We start from the raw sequence: 18,021 nt of genomic DNA on the forward strand, positions 1-18,021 counted from the left end.
TAGTGCCGGCCATCGGCCGGCACTACCGTTCTACGCCCCATGAAGGTTTACGGTACCGCGCTGCGCACCTGCAACGTTCCATCCACCTTGCGCCCGTCTTCCAGGCTCAGCCGCAACGGCAGCTGCGCCCCCGCTTTCAGCGCCACCTCCGGCTGCATCAACATCAGGTGCAGGCCACCGGGTTTCAGCTCGACCGTCGCGCCCGCCGCGATGGGCAGGCGCTCCACCGCGCGCATGCGGCTGACCCCGTCCACCAGCGTGGTTTCGTGCAGCGACACATCGCCGAACGCTTTGCTGCCGGCAGCGACCACCACCACCGGGGCGCGACAGTCATTGTGGATCTGGCCGTAGCCGGCCGCCATCGGCATCGCGCCCGGAGGCAGGCGAAGCCAACCATCGCGCAGCGACACGCAGGCGGGCTCCCCCGCCATGGCCACCGCCGATGCTGCGAACGCACACACCCCCAACAATACGCACACGAATGGTTTGGTTATCATCGGCTTCGTTCCCTGTCCGCAACGAGACTGCAGCATGACGACGCTCATCGAGGTGATCAACCATGGCCCCATCCGCGAACTGCGGCTGGCGCGTCCCCCGGTCAATGCGTTGGACACCGAGCTGTGCCGGCACCTGATCCAGGCGATCAACCAGGCCATGGCCGATGACGTGCACGGCATCGTGCTCTCGGGCAGCGAGCGCATCTTCAGCGCTGGCATGGACGTGCCGCACCTGCTCAGCCACGGCGAGGACAAGCACAAGCTGCTGGACAGCTGGCAGGCCTTCTTCGGCGCAGTGCGCACGCTGGCCGAATGCCGCGTACCGGTAGTGGCCGCCCTGACCGGGCACGCCCCGGCCGGTGGCTGCGTGCTCGCCCTGTGCTGCGACTACCGGATCATCGCGCGCAGCCCCGATGCCGCCCATCCCACCGTGATCGGCCTGAACGAGGTCCAGGTCGGGCTGGTTGCGCCGGAAGGGATCCAGCGCCTGATGCGCCGCGTGGTCGGGCATCACCGGGCCACCACCCTGCTGGTCGGCGGCGAGATGGTGCCGGCCGAGCGTGCGCTGGAGATCGGGCTGGTCGATGAGGTGGTCGATGCCGACCTGGTCGTGGCCCGCGCCGTGGCCTGGCTGCAGGCCCTGCTCAAGCTGCCGCGGCAGCCGATGCTGCTGACCCGCACCATCGCCCGCGCCGACCTGCACGAGGCCCTGCACGCCGATCTGATCCAGCTCGACCGCTTCGTCGAGGCCTGGTACGCCCCGGACGCCCAGCAGGCGCTGCAGGGGCTGGTGGCCAGGCTGGGCAAGGGATGACCCACCACGGCTGACGCACCCGCGCACACCGGTAGTGCCGGCCGCTGGCCGGCGCTTCTCGACGCCATGTACACCGGTAGTGCCGGCCGCTGGCCGGCAACCAGGCAATGAATGATCGAAGTGGTGCGTGGTTGCCGGCCATGGGCCGGCACTACCCTATAATTTGCGTTCGCCCACCCCAGGTTGCTTCCCTTGTCCGCCACGCACGAACCCGTCGTTTCCGAGCTGATCGACCTGCTCTCGCTCGAACGCCTGGAAGACAATCTGTTCCGCGGCCAGAGCCGCGATATCGGCACCAAGTACGTCTTTGGCGGCCAGGTGCTGGGCCAGGCGCTGTCGGCCGCCCAGAAGACCGTCGAGAACGGCCGCCACGTGCATTCGCTGCACGCCTACTTCCTGCGCGCGGGCAACATCGACCATCCCATCGTCTATGACGTGGACCGCACCCGCGATGGCGGCAGCTTCTCCGTGCGCCGGGTCACCGCGATCCAGCACGGCAAGGTGATCTTCTTCTGCGCGGCCTCGTTCCAGCAGGCCGAGACCGGCGCCGAGCACCAGCACAAGATGCCGGAAGTGCCGCAGCCCGAAGACATCGAGCCGAACCAGCCGCTGCCGCAGGCGGTCCTGGATCGCCTGCCGATCAAGGTGCAGCGCTGGCTCTCGCGGGGCGGCCCGTTCGAGTTCCGCCACGTGTACCCGCGCGATGAACTCAATCCGCCCAAGCGTCCGCCGTACCACCAGGTGTGGCTGCGCCTGAACGAAACCGTTGGCGATGCCCCTGAGCTGCACCAGGCGCTGCTCGCCTACGCCTCGGATTTCCATCTGCTCGGCACCGCGACCTTCCCGCACGGCATCAGCTACTACCAGCCGCACGTGCAGATGGCCTCGCTGGACCACGCGATCTGGTTCCACCGCCCGTTCCGCGCCGACGATTGGCTGCTGTACTCGCTCGACAGCCCCAGCGCGCAGGATTCGCGCGGACTGGCGCGTGGCCAGTTCTTCACCCGCAACGGCATCCTGGTCGCCAGCACCGCGCAGGAAGGCCTGATCCGAGTGGTCGAGGACAGTGCCGCGGCCGCCGCCGTACCGGCCAAGGACTGACATGAGACAGATCTTCAACAGCCAGCGCGTGGAAACCGTCGAAGGCGTGGCCCAGCTGCTGCGCGACGCCGGCATCGAAGTGCGCATCACCAACGGACGCTCGTACCACAGCAAGCGCGGCAGCCAGTTCAGCTATCTGGACAAGGAAAAGGCCACGACCCATCCGACCCTGTGGGTGGTGCATGCCGACGACCAGCCGCGCGCGCGCGCGATCCTGCGCGATGCGCGCCTGCTGGAAACCACCCGCCGCGACCACCCGACCGCGCAGTTCGCGTTCCGCGACGAAGTCGCCCAGGCCGATGCCCCGCGCAACTGGGCCTGGCGCATCCGCATCGGCCTGCTGCTGGTGATCGCTGCCGTGGCGATGGTGGTGGTCATGCGCCACCGCGGCGCGCCGGTGGTGGCGCCCGCCCCGGCACCGGTGACCCAGCCGGCCTCGACGCCGACCGCACCGGCGGCCACCCCACCGGAAGAAGAGGAAGTGCGGGTCCGGATCCAGCCCACCGAATAACAGTGCCGGCCGCTGGCCGGCTCCTCGTGGGGTTTGAAGCCTGCAGAGCCGGCCAGCGGCCGGCACTCTCCGGTCACATCCCGGCCCGGCACGCGTCATGATGGGACCATCCCCGGGGGAGGACACCATGACGCCGCATCCGCTGACCACCACGCTCGAACGCGAGCTGCCCGCCGCCGCCGGTGGCTGCCAGCAGTCCTACGGCCGCATCGTGCTGGCCTGCCAGAACACGGTCACCGCGATCGCGCTGGCGATCACCCGCGACGTGCACGCCAGTGAGGACATCGCGCAGGAGGCCTTCATCAAGGCCTGGCAGCAGCTCAACCAGTTGCACAGCCATGCCAGCTTCCTGCCATGGCTGCGCCAGATCACCCGCAACCTGGCCCGCGACTGGCTGCGCGCCAACCGCGGCCGTCCGCTCTCCGGCGAAGCCGCCGAAATCGCCATCAACATGGCTGCCGACCCCAGCCCGAGCGCCCCGGAGCACCTGCAGCGGGTGGAAGAGGAACTGGCGGCCGAAGAGATCATCTCGGCGCTGCCCGAAGACAGCCGCGAGACCCTGCTGCTGTATTACCGCGAAGGCCAGAGCTCGCAGCAGGTCGCCGATCTGCTCGGCCTCAGCGATGCCGCCGTGCGCAAGCGCCTCTCGCGCGCTCGCGCCACCGTGCGCGACGAGATGATGCGCCGCTTCAGCGAGTTCGCGCGCAGCAGCGCGCCGAGCGCGGCGTTCGCCACGACAGTGGTCTCGATGGTGCTGGTCGCCGCGCCCGGTACGGCCAGTGCCGCGATCCTGCTCGGCACCGGGCTGGGCACCAGCAAGCTCGGGCTGGGCGGTGCCAGTGTTTCCGGCGGTGCCGCCCTGGGTTCACTGAGTGCGGCGGCCAGCCAGAGCCACGTGCTGCCGCCGGATTTCGCCTGGGGTGCCATCGCCGGCAGCGTGGTCGGGGGCGTACTGGGCAGCTACCTAGGGGGCCGTTACCTGCTCTCCTACGCCGAGAACGAGAGTGAGCGAGCCGCCATCCGTGGGTTCGTGCACTACAGCACGTTCACTGCCATGCTGACGTGCGTCGCCGTCTTCGCCCTGAGCTTCCTGCCGCTGGCCTGGTATTGGCCCGTGGTGGCGTTGGCGATCGGGCTTGGCCTGATCAACTATCAGTGTCTCGTTCCGCTGCAGCGGATCATGGCCCCGATGATCGCGCGCGATGCGGCGCGCCATGGACGCACCGGCCCGAACTGGAAATACGAGTCGCTGTACGGCCGCAAGGCGCTGTGGGTGATGAACCTGTTCGTGGTCGGCACCATCGTCTGGGCGATGTACAGGAACGGCCGGATCTGACACAGAAAAGCGCCGGTCGATGACCGGCGCTTTCGTCCTGCAGCTTCAGCGGACGGCTTACTTCGCCGCCGGTGCCTTCGGCGCCATCGGCAGCTTGCCGTCGCGGTGCTTGCCATCGCGATGATCGCCACGCGGGCCACCGAACGGGCCCTTGGCCGCATCGAACTCGGCCTTGCTCAGCTGGCCGTCCTTGTTGGTGTCGGCCGCGGCGAACCAGGCATCACGATGCTGCTTCATGCGCAGCTCGCGGTCGGCCTTGTCCAGGTAGCCATCCTTGTTGACGTCCCTCTCATCAAAGCGCGCGGCCAGGCGCGGATCGGCCTTGGCCTCCTCACGGCTGATGCGGCCATCCTTGTTGGTGTCCAGCTTGGCCATCCAGTCGCCGCGGCCACCCGGGCCACGCCCGTGGCGCTTGCCGTGCCAGCGCGGCAGTTCCTCGCGGGAGAGCTTGCCGTCCTTGTTGGTGTCCAGGGTGTCGAACTGCGCGGCCAGACGCGGGGCCTTCGCCGCTTCGGCGCGGTCGATGAAGCCATCGCCATTGGTGTCCAGCTTGGCACGGGCGGGCTTGTCGCCGGCGGCGGGCGTATCGGCAGCGACCGCCAGGCCGGCAGCACCGGTGGACAGCAGCAGGGCCAGCAGCAGGAGGGATTTGCGGTTGCGCATGGGTAACTCCGGTTCGTGAGGGAAACTGCGTGCGGTGCGTGGCACCCACACCGCTAACAACGCGCGGGCACCAGCACCGTTGACAGCCCGGCCGGCCGTGTTCATTTGGCAGACAGTCGCGGCGGCTGCGACGGCGCGGGGCTATGCTGTAGGCATGGCAATACACGGCGACCGCGACGACGAGCTGCGACTGTTCCAGACCGGCGACCACCCCTGTGGCTACTGGCCGGAACGGGCCGCACGCGATCTGGTGCTCGACCCCAACGATCCGCGGCTGGGCACGCTGTACCCGATGGCGCTGGGCTGGGGCTTCCGCCGCTCCGGCGATCTGGTCTACCGCCCGCACTGCGCCGACTGCCACGCCTGCGTGGCGGTGCGCATCCCCGTGGCCCGCTTCGCACCGGACCGCAGCCAGCGCCGCTGCCTGGCGCGCAACGCGGATCTGGAAGTGCGGATCGTCGCGGCCGAGCAGACCGACGAGCAGTTCGCGCTGTACCACCGTTACCTGACCCATCGCCACGCGCAGGGCGGGATGGACGAGCACGGTCCGCACGAGTTCGACCAGTTCCTGATCGGGCGCTGGTCGCAGGGCCGTTTCATTGAAATCCGCGGCCCGGCCGCGGACGGCCACCGCGGCCCCCTGCTCGCGGTCGCCGTGACCGATGTCACCCCGCAGGGGCTCTCGGCGGTCTATACCTTCTTCGACCCGGACCAGGCCCATCGCGGCCTGGGCACCTTCGCGATCCTGCAGCAGATCGCCTGGGCCCAGCGCGAGCAGCTGCCGCACCTGTACCTGGGTTACTGGATCCGCGACCACCGCAAAATGGACTACAAGCGACGGTTCCGCCCGCTGGAGGCCTACGATGGGCGCCGCTGGCACGCCTTCGATGACGAACGGGACGGCCGCTGACGCAACACTGACACCGTGCCGGGTGCAAAATAGGCGGATGAAAGCCCATCCCCTGATCCTTGCCCTGGCCCTGCTCTGCGGCGCCTGCGCACAGACCCCTGCCAAGACCGCCGCCATGCCGGAGACTGCTTCCGCACCGCTGCGGATCGCCACCTACAACACCTCCCTGTACAGCGACGAGACCGGCGGCCTGATCGCCGAGCTCGAAGGCGACAGCGAACACGCGCGCAAGATCGCCGCCGTCCTGCAGCAGGTCCGCCCGGATCTGGTGCTGCTCAACGAGTTCGACTACGACGACGCCCACCGCGCTGCCGACCTGTTCCAGCAGCGCTACCTGGAAGCCGCCCAGCCCGGCGGTGGCGAGCCGCTGCACTACGCTTACCGCTACCTCGCCCCGGTCAACACCGGCGTGCAGAGCGGCCTGGACCTGGACAACAACGGCGAGATCGGCGGCGAAGGCCGCGCCCGTGGCAACGATGCCTGGGGCTACGGCCTGCACCCGGGCCAGTACGGCATGCTGGTGCTGTCGCGCTACCCGATCGACGCGGCCAAGGTCCGCAGCTTCCAGCTGCTGAAGTGGAGCACCATGCCCGGCGCGCTGCGCCCGATCGATCCGCGCACCGGTAAATCCTTCTACAACGACCACGTCTGGTCGCAGCTGCGCCTGTCCTCCAAGTCGCATTGGGACGTGCCGGTGAACACCCCGAACGGCACCGTGCACGCCCTGGTCTCGCACCCCACCCCGCCGGTCTTCGACGGCCCGGAAAAGCGCAACGCCGCCCGCAACCACGACGAACTGCGCCTGTGGCACGACTACCTCAAGGACCGCGACACGTCCTGGCTGTGCGATGACCGTGGCCACTGTGGCGGCCTTCCGCAGGATGCGCGCTTCGTCATCCTCGGCGACCTCAACAACGACCCGATCGACGGCGACGGCCGCCACGAAGCCATCGTCGAACTGATCGAAAACCCGCGTGTCCTGCGCTACCCCACCCCACGCAGCGTGGGCGCAGAGCAGACCAGCCTGGCCTACGCCGAAAAAGGCAGCGTCCGCAAGGGCGCCCCCTTCCACGCCACCGGCGACTTCGGCCCCAAATCCGGCACCATGCGCCTGGATTACGTCCTGCCCTCGGTTGGCTTCAGCTACCTCGGCAGCGGCGTGTTCTGGCCCGCCAATGACAGCCCGGAAGCAAAAATCGCCGACGGCAGCGACCACCACCTGGTGTGGGTCGACCTGAAGTAAGGCCCGCGTCGCTCTTAACAAAAAACGGCGAGCCAAGGCTCGCCGTTTTTCGTTTGCTCCGCTGGTCGAACCGCGCAACCGACCTTCCACGAGGAGGTGATCGGGCAGCCCGATCACCTCACACCGGCAGCACCCAAGGCGCCCTGCCTCACGACCGCAACTCGATCCCGATCGCCTCGGCGGCCTCACGCGCGATCTTCCGCGCCTCATCGATGTCCCCGCCACGCGCCAGCGTCACCCCGACTCGGCGATGCCCATGCACGCTCGGCTTGCCGAACAACCGCAGTGCCGAATCCGGATGCACCAGCGCCGCGGCCACGTTGCTGAAGAACGGGACACCCTCGCCGTGTGCCAACAGCGCGCACGAGGCTGACGGACCGCTCTGGCGGATCACCGGAATCGGCAGCCCCAGAATCGCGCGCGCATGCAGCGCGAACTCGCTCAACTCCTGCGAGGCCAACGTCACCAGGCCCGTGTCATGCGGCCGCGGCGACACTTCGCTGAACCACACCTCGTCGCCCTTCACGAACAACTCGACCCCGAACAGGCCCCAGCCCCCCAGCTCGTCGGTGATCGCCTGCGAAATTTCCTCCGCCCGTGCCAGCGCGCGCGGCGACATCGGCTGCGGCTGCCAGCTCTCGCGGTAGTCACCGTCTTTCTGCCAATGCCCGATCGGGGCACAGAACGACGTCCCACCGGCATGACGCACGGTCAGCAGCGTGATCTCGTACTCGAAGTCGATGAAGCCTTCCACGATGCAGCGCCCGGCACCGGCACGGCCGCCGGTCTGCGCGTACTCCCAGGCCGGCGCGATGTCCGCGTCCTGGCGCAGCGTGCTCTGGCCCTTGCCCGAGGAGGACATCACCGGCTTGACCACGCACGGCAGCCCGATCGCGGCCACGGCGGCACGGTACTCAGCGTCGGTATCCACGAAGCGGTACGGCGAGGTCGGCAGGCCCAGCGTCTCGGCGGCCAGACGGCGGATGCCCTCACGGTCCATGGTCAGGCGCGCGGCACGCGCGGTCGGCACGACCCGCAGGCCCTGCTCCTGTTCCAGCTGGACCAGCGTCTCGGTGTGGATCGCCTCGATCTCCGGCACCACCAGGTGCGGCTTCTCCTGCGCGATCAGCGCGCGCAGCGCCATCGCGTCGAGCATGTCGATCACGTGCGAGCGATGCGCCACCTGCATCGCCGGGGCATCGGCATAACGGTCGGCGGCGATCACTTCCACCCCCAGCCGCTGCAGTTCGATGGCGACCTCCTTGCCAAGTTCACCGGACCCCAGCAGCAGCACACGGGTGGCGGAAGGAGACAGCGGCGTACCGAGCGTGGACATGGCGGTGTTCCGGGCAACAGAGACGGGAGGGCATTCTAGCCGCTGCGGCCGCCCCATGGCCGGCTGGCCCGGCACTTGCGGACTGATATCAATTTGATATCGTCCTATCAACTACCCAAGGACGCCCCGCCATGAAAGAGAAGTCGATCCGCTCGCTGTCCGGCCTGCCCTTCCTGCTGCTGGTGCTGGCCCTGACCGCGGTAGCCGTGTGGATGTTCGTGGTCGGGGTGGATAAGGGAAACCGCAACCCGGCACTGATCATCGGCAGCCTGCTGCTGGCCACCACCGCCCTGGTCAGCCTGGTCGGGCTGTATACCGTGCAGCCCAACCAGGCGGTGGTGGTCAGCCTGTTCGGCAAGTACGTCGGCACCGTGAAGGAGAACGGCCTGCGCTGGAACAACCCGTTCTTCACCAAGGTCAAGGTGAGCCAGCGCGTGCGCAACTTCGAAAGCGGCAAGCTGAAGGTCAACGAGCTGGACGGCAGCCCGATCGAGATTGCCGCGGTGATCGTGTGGCAGGTGGTGGACGCCTCCGAGGCCGTCTACAACGTGGACGACTACGAAAGCTTCGTGCACATCCAGTCCGAATCGGCGCTGCGTGCGATGGCCACCAGCTACCCGTATGACCAGCACGAGGAGGGCCAGTTGTCGCTGCGCAGCCATGCCGCCGAGATCTCCCAGCACCTCAAGGACGAACTGGCCGAGCGCTTGGCCGATGCCGGCGTGCAGGTGATCGATGCGCGCATCAGCCACCTCGCCTACGCACCGGAAATCGCACAGGCGATGCTGCAGCGCCAGCAGGCCAACGCGGTCATTGCTGCGCGCACGCGGATCGTGGCCGGTGCGGTCGGCATGGTTGAGATGGCCCTGGCCGAACTGCAGAAGAACGGCGTGGTGCAGCTCGATGAAGAGCGCAAGGCGCACATGGTGAGCAACCTGCTGACCGTGCTGTGTTCGGACCGTGGCACCCAGCCGGTGGTCAACGCCGGTTCGCTGTATTGATGCACCCACGTGCCGACCCAGGGTAGGCACTTACCAACGCAGCCCGGCGCCGAGGGGACGGCACGGGGTGTGGATAAAGGACCCCGCATGACCGAAAAGAAAGCGTACCCGTTGCGTATCAATGCCGACGTCCTGGCGGCGGCGCAGCGCTGGGCCGACGACGAGCTGCGCAGCCTCAACGCGCAGATCGAATACGTGCTGCGCGATGCACTGCGCAAGGCCGGACGCCTTCCCAGACCCACCACCGACAAGGAGAGCAAGTCATGAGCAAGCGCTGGAACTACCTGACCATTGAAGTGAAGCCGAACCTGATGGGAATCGTCAACGCCGAGCAGATCCAGCAGGAACTGACCAAGCAGGGCCAACTGGGCTGGGAGCTGGTCAACGCGATCAGCCTGGTGTCGGCACCTCCGTTCACGACGTCGGTGCTGCTCTTCAAGAAGGAGGCATGAGGTGAGTGCACTTCACCGCTTCGACGTCGCCCCATCGCCGGCCTGGCGGTTGCTGTGGTTGTGGGTTCCGCTGCTGCTGGTCGCTGGCGTGATGGTGGGCACCGCGCTGGATGCACCGGAGCGCTCGCACACCGAACTGTTCATCACCCTGCCGTTCCTGGCGGTGCTGGCCGCGGCGCTGACCTGGGCGTACACCCGCCGCAGCATCGTGCTGCACCAGGACACGCTGGAGGTGCAGTCGACCTTCTACCGCAAGCGCGTGCCGGTGAGCGCCATGCGCCTGGATGAGGCGCGCATCGTCGATTTCGCCGAGCATGGCCGCTACAAGCCCACGATCAAGACCAACGGCTACGGCATGCCCGGGTTCCAGTCCGGTCATTACCGGATGGCCGACCGCAGCAAGGCGTTCTGCCTGATCACCGACAGCAGCCGTGTGCTGCACCTGCCGCTGCGCGATGGCAGCGCCGTGCTGGTCAGCCCGGAGCGCCCACGTGCACTGCTCGATGCGCTGCAGGCGCTGGCCGGACCGCCGCGCGCGCACTAAGCTGGCAGCATGCGCCGATCTCCCGCCCTGCTGATCAACACCACCGAGATCGAACTGTGGCCCGGCGGCCTGCTGCGTGCACGCGGCTCTGCCGACGCGCGCGCCCTGGCGCGCGCGCAGTGGGTACTGCGGCGCAAGCGCGATGGGCGCTACCTCGCCGTCGCTACCGCCCACGGCGTGCTTCCCCTGGTGCCGCGCCTGATGCGCGAGCCGGGCATCGAGGAGGCACTGGATGCGCTGGACCGCCAGCTGCTGGAGCACCGCCGTGGCGGCGCGCCCGATGCGGTGCTTCCCCTGAGTGGACTGCAGCATCGCCTCGAAACCCTCGGGATTGATGCCGATGCCTACGAGGCCGCGACCGGTCTGGCGCTGGAGGCCGAACCGGCGCAGCTGCACCTGGCCGGGTTCGACCGCTACCGTCGCCCCCTCTGGCTGCGCCGTGAGGCCGCCCGGGGCTGGCAACGCCTGCGCCAGCAGGCGTCCGCCGATGGCATCGCACTGGACGCGATCTCCGGTTACCGCAGCCACGATTACCAGCTCGGCATTTTCGCGCGCAAGCGCGGCCGTGGGCTGAGCGTGGAGGACATCCTCACGGTCAACGCCGCGCCCGGGTACAGCGAACACCACAGCGGCTACGCGTTGGATATCGGCACACCGGGCGAACCGCCGGCGGAAGAATCGTTCGAGTCGACTGCCGCGTTCGCGTGGCTGGGCGAGCATGCCGGGCGCTTCGGGTTCCAGCTGAGCTACCCGCGCGACAACCCGCACGGGATCGTCTACGAACCGTGGCACTGGTGCTGGCGCAACGCCACACCCTGACCGGGGCGCCGAAGCCGCCGGCCGCGTAGCCTCACCCCTGCGACCGATCGGTCGTCGCCTTCGGATCCACCGTGAAATCGGCGATCCGCCACCGGTACAGGCTGGCGTAGGTCCGGAACGGCCCCCATTTCTCGCCGCGGGCGAGCAGCTCTTTCGGGCTGGGCATCCGCTCGGCCTTGTCCACGCGCTGGGCGCCCTTGCGGACCCCCAGGTCGTCCACCGGCAGGATGTCCGGGCGGCCGAGCCGGAACATCAGCATCATCTCCACCGTCCAGCGGCCGATGCCGCGAATCGGCACCAGCGCATCGATGATGGCGTCGTGGTCCATCACCGACATCCGGCGCAGGTCGGGAATCTCGCCGGCCGCCTCGCGCCGCGCAAGGTCGCGCAGCGCCAGTGCCTTGTTCCCCGATACCCCGCACACCCGCAGCCCCGCATCGTCGATGCGCGACAGCGTATCGGCATGCAGACGGGGACTGCCGATGGCGGTCTCCACGCGCCCGACGATGGTCGAGGCCGCCTTGCCGCTGAGCTGCTGGAACAGGATCGCGCGCGCGAGCGCATCGACCGGGTCGAAGGTCTTCGCCCAGCCGGGCTGCGCCTGGATGGGGCCGAGCCGCTTCATCCAGGTGCCCAGCCGCCGGTCGCGCCGACTCAACCAGTCATGCGCTTCATCAACATCGAAGCCGCGGCGGTACCGGGGCATGTCAGCGCCTCAGCGCATTCAGGCCGTAGGCCAGCCAGCCCACCATCAGCGCGGTGCCACCGACCGGGGCGAGCTGCGTGCTGAGCTTCCACAGCGCGCCTGCCACCAGGCTGCCGGAGAACAGCAGCGTGCCGATCAGCAGGACATACAGCGCCAGGCGGCCCAGCGTGTTCTGCTGCGTGGGGCCCAGCACCGCCAGCGCCACGCCGTGCCCGAACGCGTACAGCGCCGCCGTGGTCACGTGCGACTGCGCCAGCGGATCGGCGATGCCATGCGAGGCATAGGCCGACAGCCCGACCGCGGTGGCCGCCAGCAGGCCGCCCAGGCCGGCCAGCAGGGAGGGTTTGCGCGTGCGTCGTTCCAGGTTGAGCATGCTTGCGTCCTTCAGACAGTGCCCCGTGGCCGGAGCCAAAAAAAAACGCGCCGCAGGAAGCGGCGCGTTTCAGGTCGTGCGTTACATCACGGCAACCGTCGGTTTACTTGACGGCCCAGTAGATGTCGTACGTGCCTTCCGGAGTGAACGACTTGTCCACGCCGTCCTTCCAGGACTCGTACGGACGATCGATCACTTCGTTGCCGCCGGTCACCGACCACGCACGCAGGGCGTTGCGGGCGATGTCCAGGCCAGCCATGTGGCCGGTGTAGGCCGCGTGGGCCGAACGGTGCGGAGCGACATGCACGTACTTGACCGGGGCACCACCGTCGATCTTCACCGTCAGGGCTTCGGCAGTCGCGCCTTCAGCACCCTTCTTCTTGACCGGCTGGGCCACGTCGAAGGCGTACTTCTCGGCGCCGAAATCGGTGGTGATGATGCGGAACGGACCGGCGGCTTCGAGGTTGTTGGCCTCCATGACGCGCTTGATCCACTCCTGGTTGTCCTTGATGGACTTGGTGATGGTTTCCTGGCCGCGGTCCACGTTGCCGGCGGTGACGACCAGCAGGTCCTCGGCCGGGACGTCCACGATGGCCAGATCGGTCAGCGGGGCTTCGGCGGTGCGGTAGTCCACGTTCGGCACGGTGGCCAGCATGTTGGCCATGCGCGACAGACCCAGCTTCAGGTCGTCGCCGGCGTGACGGCTGACGTACAGGCCAGCGTAACGACCGAACAGGTTGAAACCGTACTTGACGTTGTAGTCCTGCGTGATCTTGACGTTGCGGCCACCCTTGCCGGTCGGCTCGAGGGTGAAGTTGGTCACCTTGTCGTGGCCCTTGCTCTCGTCCTCGATGGCGATGGCAACGTGCTTGTTCTGCTCGGACTCGGTGATCACCCAGCTACCCTGGCCCAAGGAACCTTCCTTGGAGGTGTAGTCCAGGCGTGCGCCGACGCCGGCAGCGGGGCCGGAGTGCTTCAGTTCAACGGCGGGATCGCGCAGCAAGAGCGGGTTCCAGTCCTTGAAGCGGCGCAGGCTGTTGACCGTGTCGAACACGATCGTCATCTTGCGGTTGGTCTCGATGCTTTCGGAAATATGGCGCTCGCCCGGCAGACATACGCCAATGATGACGAACAGGCCAGCCACGATCCCCAAGGCGATCAGGAACTCGATAATACGGGTCATTCAGGAGTCTCCGGGGCCGATCCCACGGCCGGGTTGATTGAAGCGAAGCGCCAATCCTAGCAGGCTTCGCCGGTGTTGTTGATCAGGGTTGGCACACCGGTTTCCATGTCGGCAGCGGTTTTGCATAGACAAGGAGCGGAAAGATAACGCATCGCGCGTGTCAGCACGTAGCGGATGGACAATATTTCTTTGCCGGATTCGGCCGTCAGGCCCGAAAACACCCCCGCATCGCTTGCGCCGCAAGGGTTTCACAAAATTCGGAAAATACGTCGGGACCGGCGGCTGCACGATGGCCTCCGCCGGTCCGCCCGGCTCAGACCAGCTGCAGTTCGAAAGCCTTGAGCACGGCCCGGGTGCGATCGCGCACGCCCAGCTTGGAGAGGATGTTGGACACGTGGTTCTTGATGGTGCCCTCGGCCACACCCAATGAATTGGCGATCTCCTTGTTGGAGAAGCCGCTGGCCATCAGCCGCAGGATCTCGGTCTCGCGGTCGGTCAGCGGGTCGGGCCGGTCCAGGCTCACGAACTCGTTGCGCATGTGCTCCAGCCCGGACAGCAGCCGCTGGGTGACCGCCGGCTGGACCAGCGAGCCGCCATCGGCCACGGTCCGGATCGCCCCCACCAGCTGGTCCAGGGTCACATCCTTGAGCAGATAGCCCTTGGCGCCGGCCTTGAGTCCGGCCAGCACCAGCTGGTCGTCATCGAAGGTGGTCAGGATGATGGTCGGCGGCAGCTGGTTCAGCCGCGACAGCATCTGCAGCGCCTCCAGGCCGGACATCACCGGCATGCGCATGTCCATCAGGACCACGTCCGGGCGGACCTGCGGGACCACCTCGACTGCCTGGCGGCCATCGGCGGCCTCGGCGACCACCTCGATGCCGTCATCGAGCGCCAGCAGCGAGCGGATCCCCTGCCGCACCAGGGTTTGGTCGTCGACCAGGCAGACGCGAATCATCAACGCACTCCTTCAATGACAGCGCTCAGCATCAATACTGGCACGCCGGGTACCGAGGCACGAAGGCGGAAGCCCTGCCCCCGGCGGGTTTCGATCTGCAGCTCACCACCGCATTGTTGCAGGCGCTCGCGCATCCCGCGCAACCCGTTGCCGACCACGATGCCGTCGGCCCCCACCCCGTCATCATGCGCTTCCAGCACCACGATGCCCGGTGGCTCGCGCCGGACCTTGATCCACAGGTTGCGCGCGCCGGCGTGGCGCACCGCATTGGTGATGATTTCCTGGGTGCAGCGCAGCAGTACGTGGGCCCGCTCGGGGTCTTCCACGCTCAGCGGCTCGTCGATATCCAGGTGGATGTCCATCGAGGGGACCTGCTCGGTCAGCGGGCGCAGGGCCGCGGCCAGGTCGATCGCGCCGCTGTCGCGCAGCTGGCTCACCGCCTCGCGCACGTCGGTCAGCAGCAGCTTGGCCAAGGTGTGGGCCTGGTGCACATGCTCCTGGGCCTGGCCCTCGGTGATGTGGCCGGCCACCTCCAGGTTGAGGCTGAGGGCAGTGAGGTGGTGGCCCAGCAGGTCGTGCAGCTCGCGGGAGATGCGGGTGCGTTCATTGACCCGGGCGCTTTCTGCCAGCAGCACCCGGGTGGCGCGCAGCTCGGTATTGAGCCGGCGCTGTTCCTCGCGGGCATCGGTCTGCTGCCGGGCCACCAGGCTGGTCACGAAGATGAACATGGAGAAGCCGCCATACAGCAGCGACTGCATCACCGCCTCGAACAGCGAGAAATTCAGGATCAGGTAGTAGACCGGCAGGACCGCCAGCTGGCTCAACAACAGCCAGATCACCCCGCCGCGCACCGGCAGCATCCAGGGAATGACCCCGGCAGCGACCATCATCAGGATGCTGCCCAGGCCCGAACCGCTCAGGTAGCTCACGCCCAGCGCCGAGGCGGTGAGCAGCACCAGCATGACCCGGTCGTACCAGCGCGAGTGGCCGCCGTTGCGCAGCCCGCGGGTCAGCCAGAAGTAGCCGGCACCGAAGGCCAGGTACGCGGCGAACAGCCACAGCGCCCACGCATCGACGCCACCGCCGCGGCGCAGCAGCGCTTCGTACTGCGAGTAAACCAGAGGAAGTCCGACCATGACCCAGGTGAACAGGCCGGCCAGTCGCAGTACTCGGGTGTGGCTGAGGTATCCCAACATGGACGCATAGTAGGCTGAACCTGTTCCCCTGCACTCCCACAGAAGTCATGCCTGTCGGCTCGCGGGGGGAAGCCACCCATGCAATAATCGGACCGAGGGCCCCTCGATGGGCCAACCGCGTTACCCCACGGAGTCACAATGTCGATTGTCATCCGCGACGTGCGCGAGCACGAGCTCGATTCCGTCCTGGCCCTGAACAACAATGCCGGCCTGGCCATCCTGCCGTTGGATGCCGCCCGCCTGCGTCTGTTCTATGAAAGCGCTGAGTATTTCCGCGTCGCCGAGCGCGACGGCAACCTGGCCGGTTTCCTGATCGGCTTCGGCAGCGACAGCCAGCACGACAGCAGCAACTTCGCCTGGTTCAAGCAGCAGCTGGATACCAAATTCTTCTACATCGACCGCATCGTGGTCGCCAGCCGCCGTCGCGGCGGCGGTGTCGGCCGTGCGTTCTATGCTGATGCCCAGAGCTACGCCGAGCTGCGCTATCCGCAGCTCACCTGCGAAGTCTTCCTGGACCACGGCGCCGATGCCGCCCTGCTCTTCCACGGCAGCTTCGGCTTCCGCGAAGTCGGGCAGAACAACATGGCCCACGTGGATGTGCGTGCCAGCATGCTGCTCAAGGACCTGTGCAGTTACCAGTGGGTGCACGACACCTACGGCGACCAGCTGCCGGATGTGCCCTGGGTGGGCCATCGCCGCGAGCCGCTGCGCGCGCAGCAGCAGACGGGGACCTGATCGGTGGCAGCGAACATGGATTTTGAACAGGCCGGCGAACTGAAGATCGGCCAGGTCGGCATCGCCAATCTGCGCATCCGCACCCTCGATGTCGAACGCCTTACCCGGGAAATGCAGGAACGTGTCGCGCGTGCGCCGAAGCTGTTCGGGCGTGCCGCGGTGATCCTGGATTTCGGCGGACTCAGCAAAATACCCGACGTGGCCACCGCCAAGGCACTGCTGGATGGCCTGCGCAGGGCCGGCGTGCTGCCGGTCGCGCTGGCCTATGGCACCACCGAAACCGACCTGCTCTCCCAGCAGCTCGGCCTGCCGCTGCTGGCCAAGTTCCGCGCCCAGTACGAGCGTGCCGAAGCCGAGCCGGCCCCCGCGCCTGCCCGCGCGCCGGTCGCCGAGCCGCCGCGCCGTTCGCGTGCCGCTGCCGCCGTACCCGCGGCGCCTGCCCCGAATGCCGTGGCCACCGGTGGCGCGCCCAAGCCGGGCCGCATGCAGACCGTCAATGTCCGCTCGGGCCAGCAGCTGTACGCGGAGAACTGCGACCTGACCGTCATGGCCACCGTCGGCGCCGGCGCCGAAGTGATCGCCGACGGCAGCATCCACATCTACGGTACGCTGCGGGGCCGTGCCCTGGCAGGTGCCCAGGGCAACACCACGGCGCGTATTTTCTGCCGTGAATTCCACGCTGAACTGGTCGCCATCGCCGGCCATTACAAGGTACTGGACGATGTTCCGGACTCCCTGCGCGGCAAGGCCGTGCAGGTGTGGCTGGAACAGGACCAGATCAAGATCGCTGCGCTGGACTGACGCAGCCCCCAAACAGAAGAATCAGGAGAAATCCTTTGGCTGAAATCATCGTAGTCACCTCCGGCAAGGGCGGCGTCGGCAAGACCACCAGCAGCGCCAGCCTGGCCTGCGGGCTGGCACGTCGTGGCAAGAAGGTGGCCGTGATCGACTTCGACGTCGGCCTGCGCAACCTCGACCTGATCATGGGCTGCGAGCGCCGCGTGGTGTACGACTTCGTCAATGTCGTGCACGGCGAAGCGACCCTCAAGCAGGCCCTGATCAAGGACAAGCGCTTCGACAACCTGTACGTGCTGGCTGCCTCGCAGACCCGCGACAAGGACGCGCTGACCCAGGAAGGCGTGCGCAAGGTGCTCGACGACCTGGTCGCCGACGGCTTCGAATACATCATCTGCGACTCCCCGGCCGGCATCGAGAAGGGCGCGTTCCTGGCGATGTACTACGCCGACCGTGCGGTCGTGGTGGTGAACCCGGAAGTGTCTTCGGTGCGCGACTCGGACCGCATCATTGGCCTGCTCGACTCGAAGACCCACAAGGCCGAATCCGGCAAGAACGTGCCGGCCTTCCTGCTGCTCACGCGCTACAGCCCGGTGCGGGTGGAAAGCGGGGAGATGCTCAGCATCACCGACGTCGAAGAAGTGCTGGGCCTGAAGGCCATTGGCGTGGTGCCCGAGTCGGGCGACGTGCTCAATGCATCCAACAAGGGTGAACCGGTCATTCTGGACCCCGAATCGGCTGCGGGCCAGGCATACGAAGATGCGGTTGGCCGCATCCTTGGCGAAGAGCGTCCGATGCGCTTCACCACCGTGGAGAAGAAAGGCTTCTTCAGCAAGCTGTTCGGAGGGTAA

22 protein-coding genes are annotated in these 18,021 nt (G+C 67.4%); 14 read left to right on the forward strand and 8 right to left on the reverse strand.

All coding sequences use genetic code 11. From position 1 onward, the window contains the following. Positions 1 to 47 precede the first annotated feature (47 nt). The gene (locus C0R07_RS12605; protein ID WP_102789067.1) at positions 48 to 497 is read right to left on the reverse strand and encodes a copper chaperone PCu(A)C; all 450 of its coding nucleotides are present in this window, start codon (positions 495 to 497) and stop codon (positions 48 to 50) included. Between the two features lie 34 nt (positions 498 to 531). Between C0R07_RS12605 and C0R07_RS12610 the strand changes: the two genes are divergently transcribed. The 4 genes from C0R07_RS12610 to C0R07_RS12625 all read left to right on the forward strand — a co-directional run bounded on the left by C0R07_RS12610 (position 532) and on the right by C0R07_RS12625 (position 4,259). Beyond that, on the forward strand, positions 532 to 1,311 hold the full coding sequence (locus C0R07_RS12610) for an enoyl-CoA hydratase/isomerase family protein (protein ID WP_070473418.1): 780 nt from the start codon (positions 532 to 534) through the stop codon (positions 1,309 to 1,311). Positions 1,312 to 1,503: 192 nt separating this feature from the next. Further along, positions 1,504 to 2,412, forward strand: a complete 909-nt coding sequence (gene tesB, locus C0R07_RS12615) for an acyl-CoA thioesterase II (protein ID WP_026069994.1) — start codon at positions 1,504 to 1,506, stop codon at positions 2,410 to 2,412. Between the two features lies 1 nt (position 2,413). Next, the gene (locus C0R07_RS12620; RefSeq protein ID WP_102789068.1) at positions 2,414 to 2,923 is read left to right on the forward strand and encodes a putative signal transducing protein; all 510 of its coding nucleotides are present in this window, start codon (positions 2,414 to 2,416) and stop codon (positions 2,921 to 2,923) included. Between the two features lie 127 nt (positions 2,924 to 3,050). After that, positions 3,051 to 4,259, forward strand: a complete 1,209-nt coding sequence (locus C0R07_RS12625) for an RNA polymerase sigma factor (protein WP_070473422.1) — start codon at positions 3,051 to 3,053, stop codon at positions 4,257 to 4,259. 57 nt (positions 4,260 to 4,316) lie between these two features. Here C0R07_RS12625 and C0R07_RS12630 read toward each other — a convergent pair whose 3' ends face one another. Further along, positions 4,317 to 4,922, reverse strand: a complete 606-nt coding sequence (locus C0R07_RS12630; RefSeq protein ID WP_070473424.1) for an EF-hand domain-containing protein — start codon at positions 4,920 to 4,922, stop codon at positions 4,317 to 4,319. A 154-nt stretch (positions 4,923 to 5,076) separates the two neighbouring features. Between C0R07_RS12630 and C0R07_RS12635 the strand changes: the two genes are divergently transcribed. Together C0R07_RS12635 and C0R07_RS12640 are read left to right on the forward strand one after the other, a co-directional pair. Next, a complete protein-coding gene (locus C0R07_RS12635; RefSeq protein WP_019184527.1) occupies positions 5,077 to 5,832 on the forward strand; it encodes an arginyltransferase in 756 nt (251 codons plus the stop codon). Then, on the forward strand, positions 5,810 to 7,075 hold the full coding sequence (locus tag C0R07_RS12640) for an endonuclease/exonuclease/phosphatase family protein (protein WP_428991904.1): 1,266 nt from the start codon (positions 5,810 to 5,812) through the stop codon (positions 7,073 to 7,075). Before C0R07_RS12635 ends, C0R07_RS12640 begins: the two co-directional genes overlap by 23 nt. 148 nt (positions 7,076 to 7,223) lie before the next feature. On the opposite strand, the gene purT is transcribed toward C0R07_RS12640, so the two are convergent. Further along, positions 7,224 to 8,411, reverse strand: coding sequence for a formate-dependent phosphoribosylglycinamide formyltransferase (gene purT / locus C0R07_RS12645; RefSeq protein WP_070473428.1), 1,188 nt, complete (start codon positions 8,409 to 8,411; stop codon positions 7,224 to 7,226). A gap of 131 nt (positions 8,412 to 8,542) precedes the next feature. Here purT and C0R07_RS12650 point away from each other — a divergent pair, with 131 nt between their 5' ends. The 5 genes from C0R07_RS12650 (at position 8,543) to C0R07_RS12670 (ending at position 11,227) form a co-directional block, all read left to right on the forward strand. Continuing rightward, positions 8,543 to 9,412, forward strand: a complete 870-nt coding sequence (locus C0R07_RS12650) for an SPFH domain-containing protein (RefSeq protein ID WP_070473430.1) — start codon at positions 8,543 to 8,545, stop codon at positions 9,410 to 9,412. 87 nt (positions 9,413 to 9,499) lie between these two features. Further along, positions 9,500 to 9,679: a hypothetical protein gene (locus C0R07_RS12655; RefSeq protein WP_046272204.1), complete on the forward strand. Its 180-nt coding sequence runs from the start codon at positions 9,500 to 9,502 to the stop codon at positions 9,677 to 9,679. Next, positions 9,676 to 9,864, forward strand: coding sequence for a DUF4177 domain-containing protein (locus C0R07_RS12660; RefSeq protein WP_070473432.1), 189 nt, complete (start codon positions 9,676 to 9,678; stop codon positions 9,862 to 9,864). Before C0R07_RS12655 ends, C0R07_RS12660 begins: the two co-directional genes overlap by 4 nt. A gap of 1 nt (position 9,865) precedes the next feature. Then, on the forward strand, positions 9,866 to 10,408 hold the full coding sequence (locus tag C0R07_RS12665; RefSeq protein ID WP_019184533.1) for a PH domain-containing protein: 543 nt from the start codon (positions 9,866 to 9,868) through the stop codon (positions 10,406 to 10,408). A gap of 9 nt (positions 10,409 to 10,417) precedes the next feature. Continuing rightward, positions 10,418 to 11,227: a M15 family metallopeptidase gene (locus C0R07_RS12670; protein ID WP_102789070.1), complete on the forward strand. Its 810-nt coding sequence runs from the start codon at positions 10,418 to 10,420 to the stop codon at positions 11,225 to 11,227. 31 nt (positions 11,228 to 11,258) lie between these two features. Here the strand turns inward: C0R07_RS12670 and C0R07_RS12675 are convergent, their stop codons facing one another. The 5 genes from C0R07_RS12675 to C0R07_RS12695 form a co-directional block, all read right to left on the reverse strand. Continuing rightward, complete coding sequence (locus C0R07_RS12675) at positions 11,259 to 11,933, reverse strand: DNA-3-methyladenine glycosylase family protein (RefSeq protein ID WP_102789071.1); 675 nt, start codon at positions 11,931 to 11,933, stop codon at positions 11,259 to 11,261. Position 11,934: 1 nt separating this feature from the next. Further along, the gene (locus C0R07_RS12680) at positions 11,935 to 12,306 is read right to left on the reverse strand and encodes a DUF423 domain-containing protein (protein WP_019184537.1); all 372 of its coding nucleotides are present in this window, start codon (positions 12,304 to 12,306) and stop codon (positions 11,935 to 11,937) included. A 103-nt stretch (positions 12,307 to 12,409) separates the two neighbouring features. Next, entirely contained in the window at positions 12,410 to 13,489 is a 1,080-nt protein-coding gene (locus C0R07_RS12685; protein ID WP_019184538.1) for an SRPBCC family protein, read from the reverse strand. A gap of 313 nt (positions 13,490 to 13,802) precedes the next feature. Beyond that, complete coding sequence (locus tag C0R07_RS12690; protein WP_019184539.1) at positions 13,803 to 14,444, reverse strand: response regulator; 642 nt, start codon at positions 14,442 to 14,444, stop codon at positions 13,803 to 13,805. Further along, positions 14,444 to 15,640, reverse strand: coding sequence for a sensor histidine kinase (locus C0R07_RS12695; RefSeq protein ID WP_102789072.1), 1,197 nt, complete (start codon positions 15,638 to 15,640; stop codon positions 14,444 to 14,446). The genes C0R07_RS12690 and C0R07_RS12695 overlap by 1 nt, the downstream gene beginning before the upstream one ends. A gap of 138 nt (positions 15,641 to 15,778) precedes the next feature. Here C0R07_RS12695 and C0R07_RS12700 point away from each other — a divergent pair, with 138 nt between their 5' ends. The 3 genes from C0R07_RS12700 to minD are packed head-to-tail and all read left to right on the forward strand — an operon-like array spanning position 15,779 to position 18,021. Beyond that, positions 15,779 to 16,375: a GNAT family N-acetyltransferase gene (locus C0R07_RS12700; RefSeq protein ID WP_019184541.1), complete on the forward strand. Its 597-nt coding sequence runs from the start codon at positions 15,779 to 15,781 to the stop codon at positions 16,373 to 16,375. Positions 16,376 to 16,390: 15 nt separating this feature from the next. Further along, positions 16,391 to 17,176: a septum site-determining protein MinC gene (gene minC, locus C0R07_RS12705; protein WP_019184542.1), complete on the forward strand. Its 786-nt coding sequence runs from the start codon at positions 16,391 to 16,393 to the stop codon at positions 17,174 to 17,176. A 35-nt stretch (positions 17,177 to 17,211) separates the two neighbouring features. Next, positions 17,212 to 18,021: a septum site-determining protein MinD gene (gene minD, locus C0R07_RS12710; RefSeq protein ID WP_019184543.1), complete on the forward strand. Its 810-nt coding sequence runs from the start codon at positions 17,212 to 17,214 to the stop codon at positions 18,019 to 18,021.

Source organism: Stenotrophomonas bentonitica (genome assembly GCF_002887735.1).
Taxonomy (GTDB): domain Bacteria; phylum Pseudomonadota; class Gammaproteobacteria; order Xanthomonadales; family Xanthomonadaceae; genus Stenotrophomonas; species Stenotrophomonas bentonitica_A.

Bases quoted from the DNA above. Each gene is read 5' to 3' on its own strand.
- C0R07_RS12630 (WP_070473424.1), bottom strand. From the start codon at position 4,922: ATGCGCAACCGCAAATCCCTCCTGCTGCTGGCCCTGCTGCTGTCCACC.
- C0R07_RS12650 (WP_070473430.1), top strand. From the start codon at position 8,543: ATGAAAGAGAAGTCGATCCGCTCGCTGTCCGGCCTGCCCTTCCTGCTG.
- C0R07_RS12660 (WP_070473432.1), top strand. From the start codon at position 9,676: ATGAGCAAGCGCTGGAACTACCTGACCATTGAAGTGAAGCCGAACCTG.
- C0R07_RS12605 (WP_102789067.1), bottom strand. From the start codon at position 497: ATGATAACCAAACCATTCGTGTGCGTATTGTTGGGGGTGTGTGCGTTC.
- C0R07_RS12695 (WP_102789072.1), bottom strand. From the start codon at position 15,640: ATGTTGGGATACCTCAGCCACACCCGAGTACTGCGACTGGCCGGCCTG.
- C0R07_RS12675 (WP_102789071.1), bottom strand. From the start codon at position 11,933: ATGCCCCGGTACCGCCGCGGCTTCGATGTTGATGAAGCGCATGACTGG.
- C0R07_RS12670 (WP_102789070.1), top strand. From the start codon at position 10,418: ATGCGCCGATCTCCCGCCCTGCTGATCAACACCACCGAGATCGAACTG.
- C0R07_RS12625 (WP_070473422.1), top strand. From the start codon at position 3,051: ATGACGCCGCATCCGCTGACCACCACGCTCGAACGCGAGCTGCCCGCC.
- C0R07_RS12635 (WP_019184527.1), top strand. From the start codon at position 5,077: ATGGCAATACACGGCGACCGCGACGACGAGCTGCGACTGTTCCAGACC.
- C0R07_RS12610 (WP_070473418.1), top strand. From the start codon at position 532: ATGACGACGCTCATCGAGGTGATCAACCATGGCCCCATCCGCGAACTG.
- C0R07_RS12700 (WP_019184541.1), top strand. From the start codon at position 15,779: ATGTCGATTGTCATCCGCGACGTGCGCGAGCACGAGCTCGATTCCGTC.
- purT (WP_070473428.1), bottom strand. From the start codon at position 8,411: ATGTCCACGCTCGGTACGCCGCTGTCTCCTTCCGCCACCCGTGTGCTG.
- C0R07_RS12690 (WP_019184539.1), bottom strand. From the start codon at position 14,444: ATGATTCGCGTCTGCCTGGTCGACGACCAAACCCTGGTGCGGCAGGGG.
- C0R07_RS12655 (WP_046272204.1), top strand. From the start codon at position 9,500: ATGACCGAAAAGAAAGCGTACCCGTTGCGTATCAATGCCGACGTCCTG.
- C0R07_RS12620 (WP_102789068.1), top strand. From the start codon at position 2,414: ATGAGACAGATCTTCAACAGCCAGCGCGTGGAAACCGTCGAAGGCGTG.
- C0R07_RS12680 (WP_019184537.1), bottom strand. From the start codon at position 12,306: ATGCTCAACCTGGAACGACGCACGCGCAAACCCTCCCTGCTGGCCGGC.
- C0R07_RS12640 (WP_428991904.1), top strand. From the start codon at position 5,810: ATGACGAACGGGACGGCCGCTGACGCAACACTGACACCGTGCCGGGTG.
- minC (WP_019184542.1), top strand. From the start codon at position 16,391: ATGGATTTTGAACAGGCCGGCGAACTGAAGATCGGCCAGGTCGGCATC.
- C0R07_RS12685 (WP_019184538.1), bottom strand. From the start codon at position 13,489: ATGACCCGTATTATCGAGTTCCTGATCGCCTTGGGGATCGTGGCTGGC.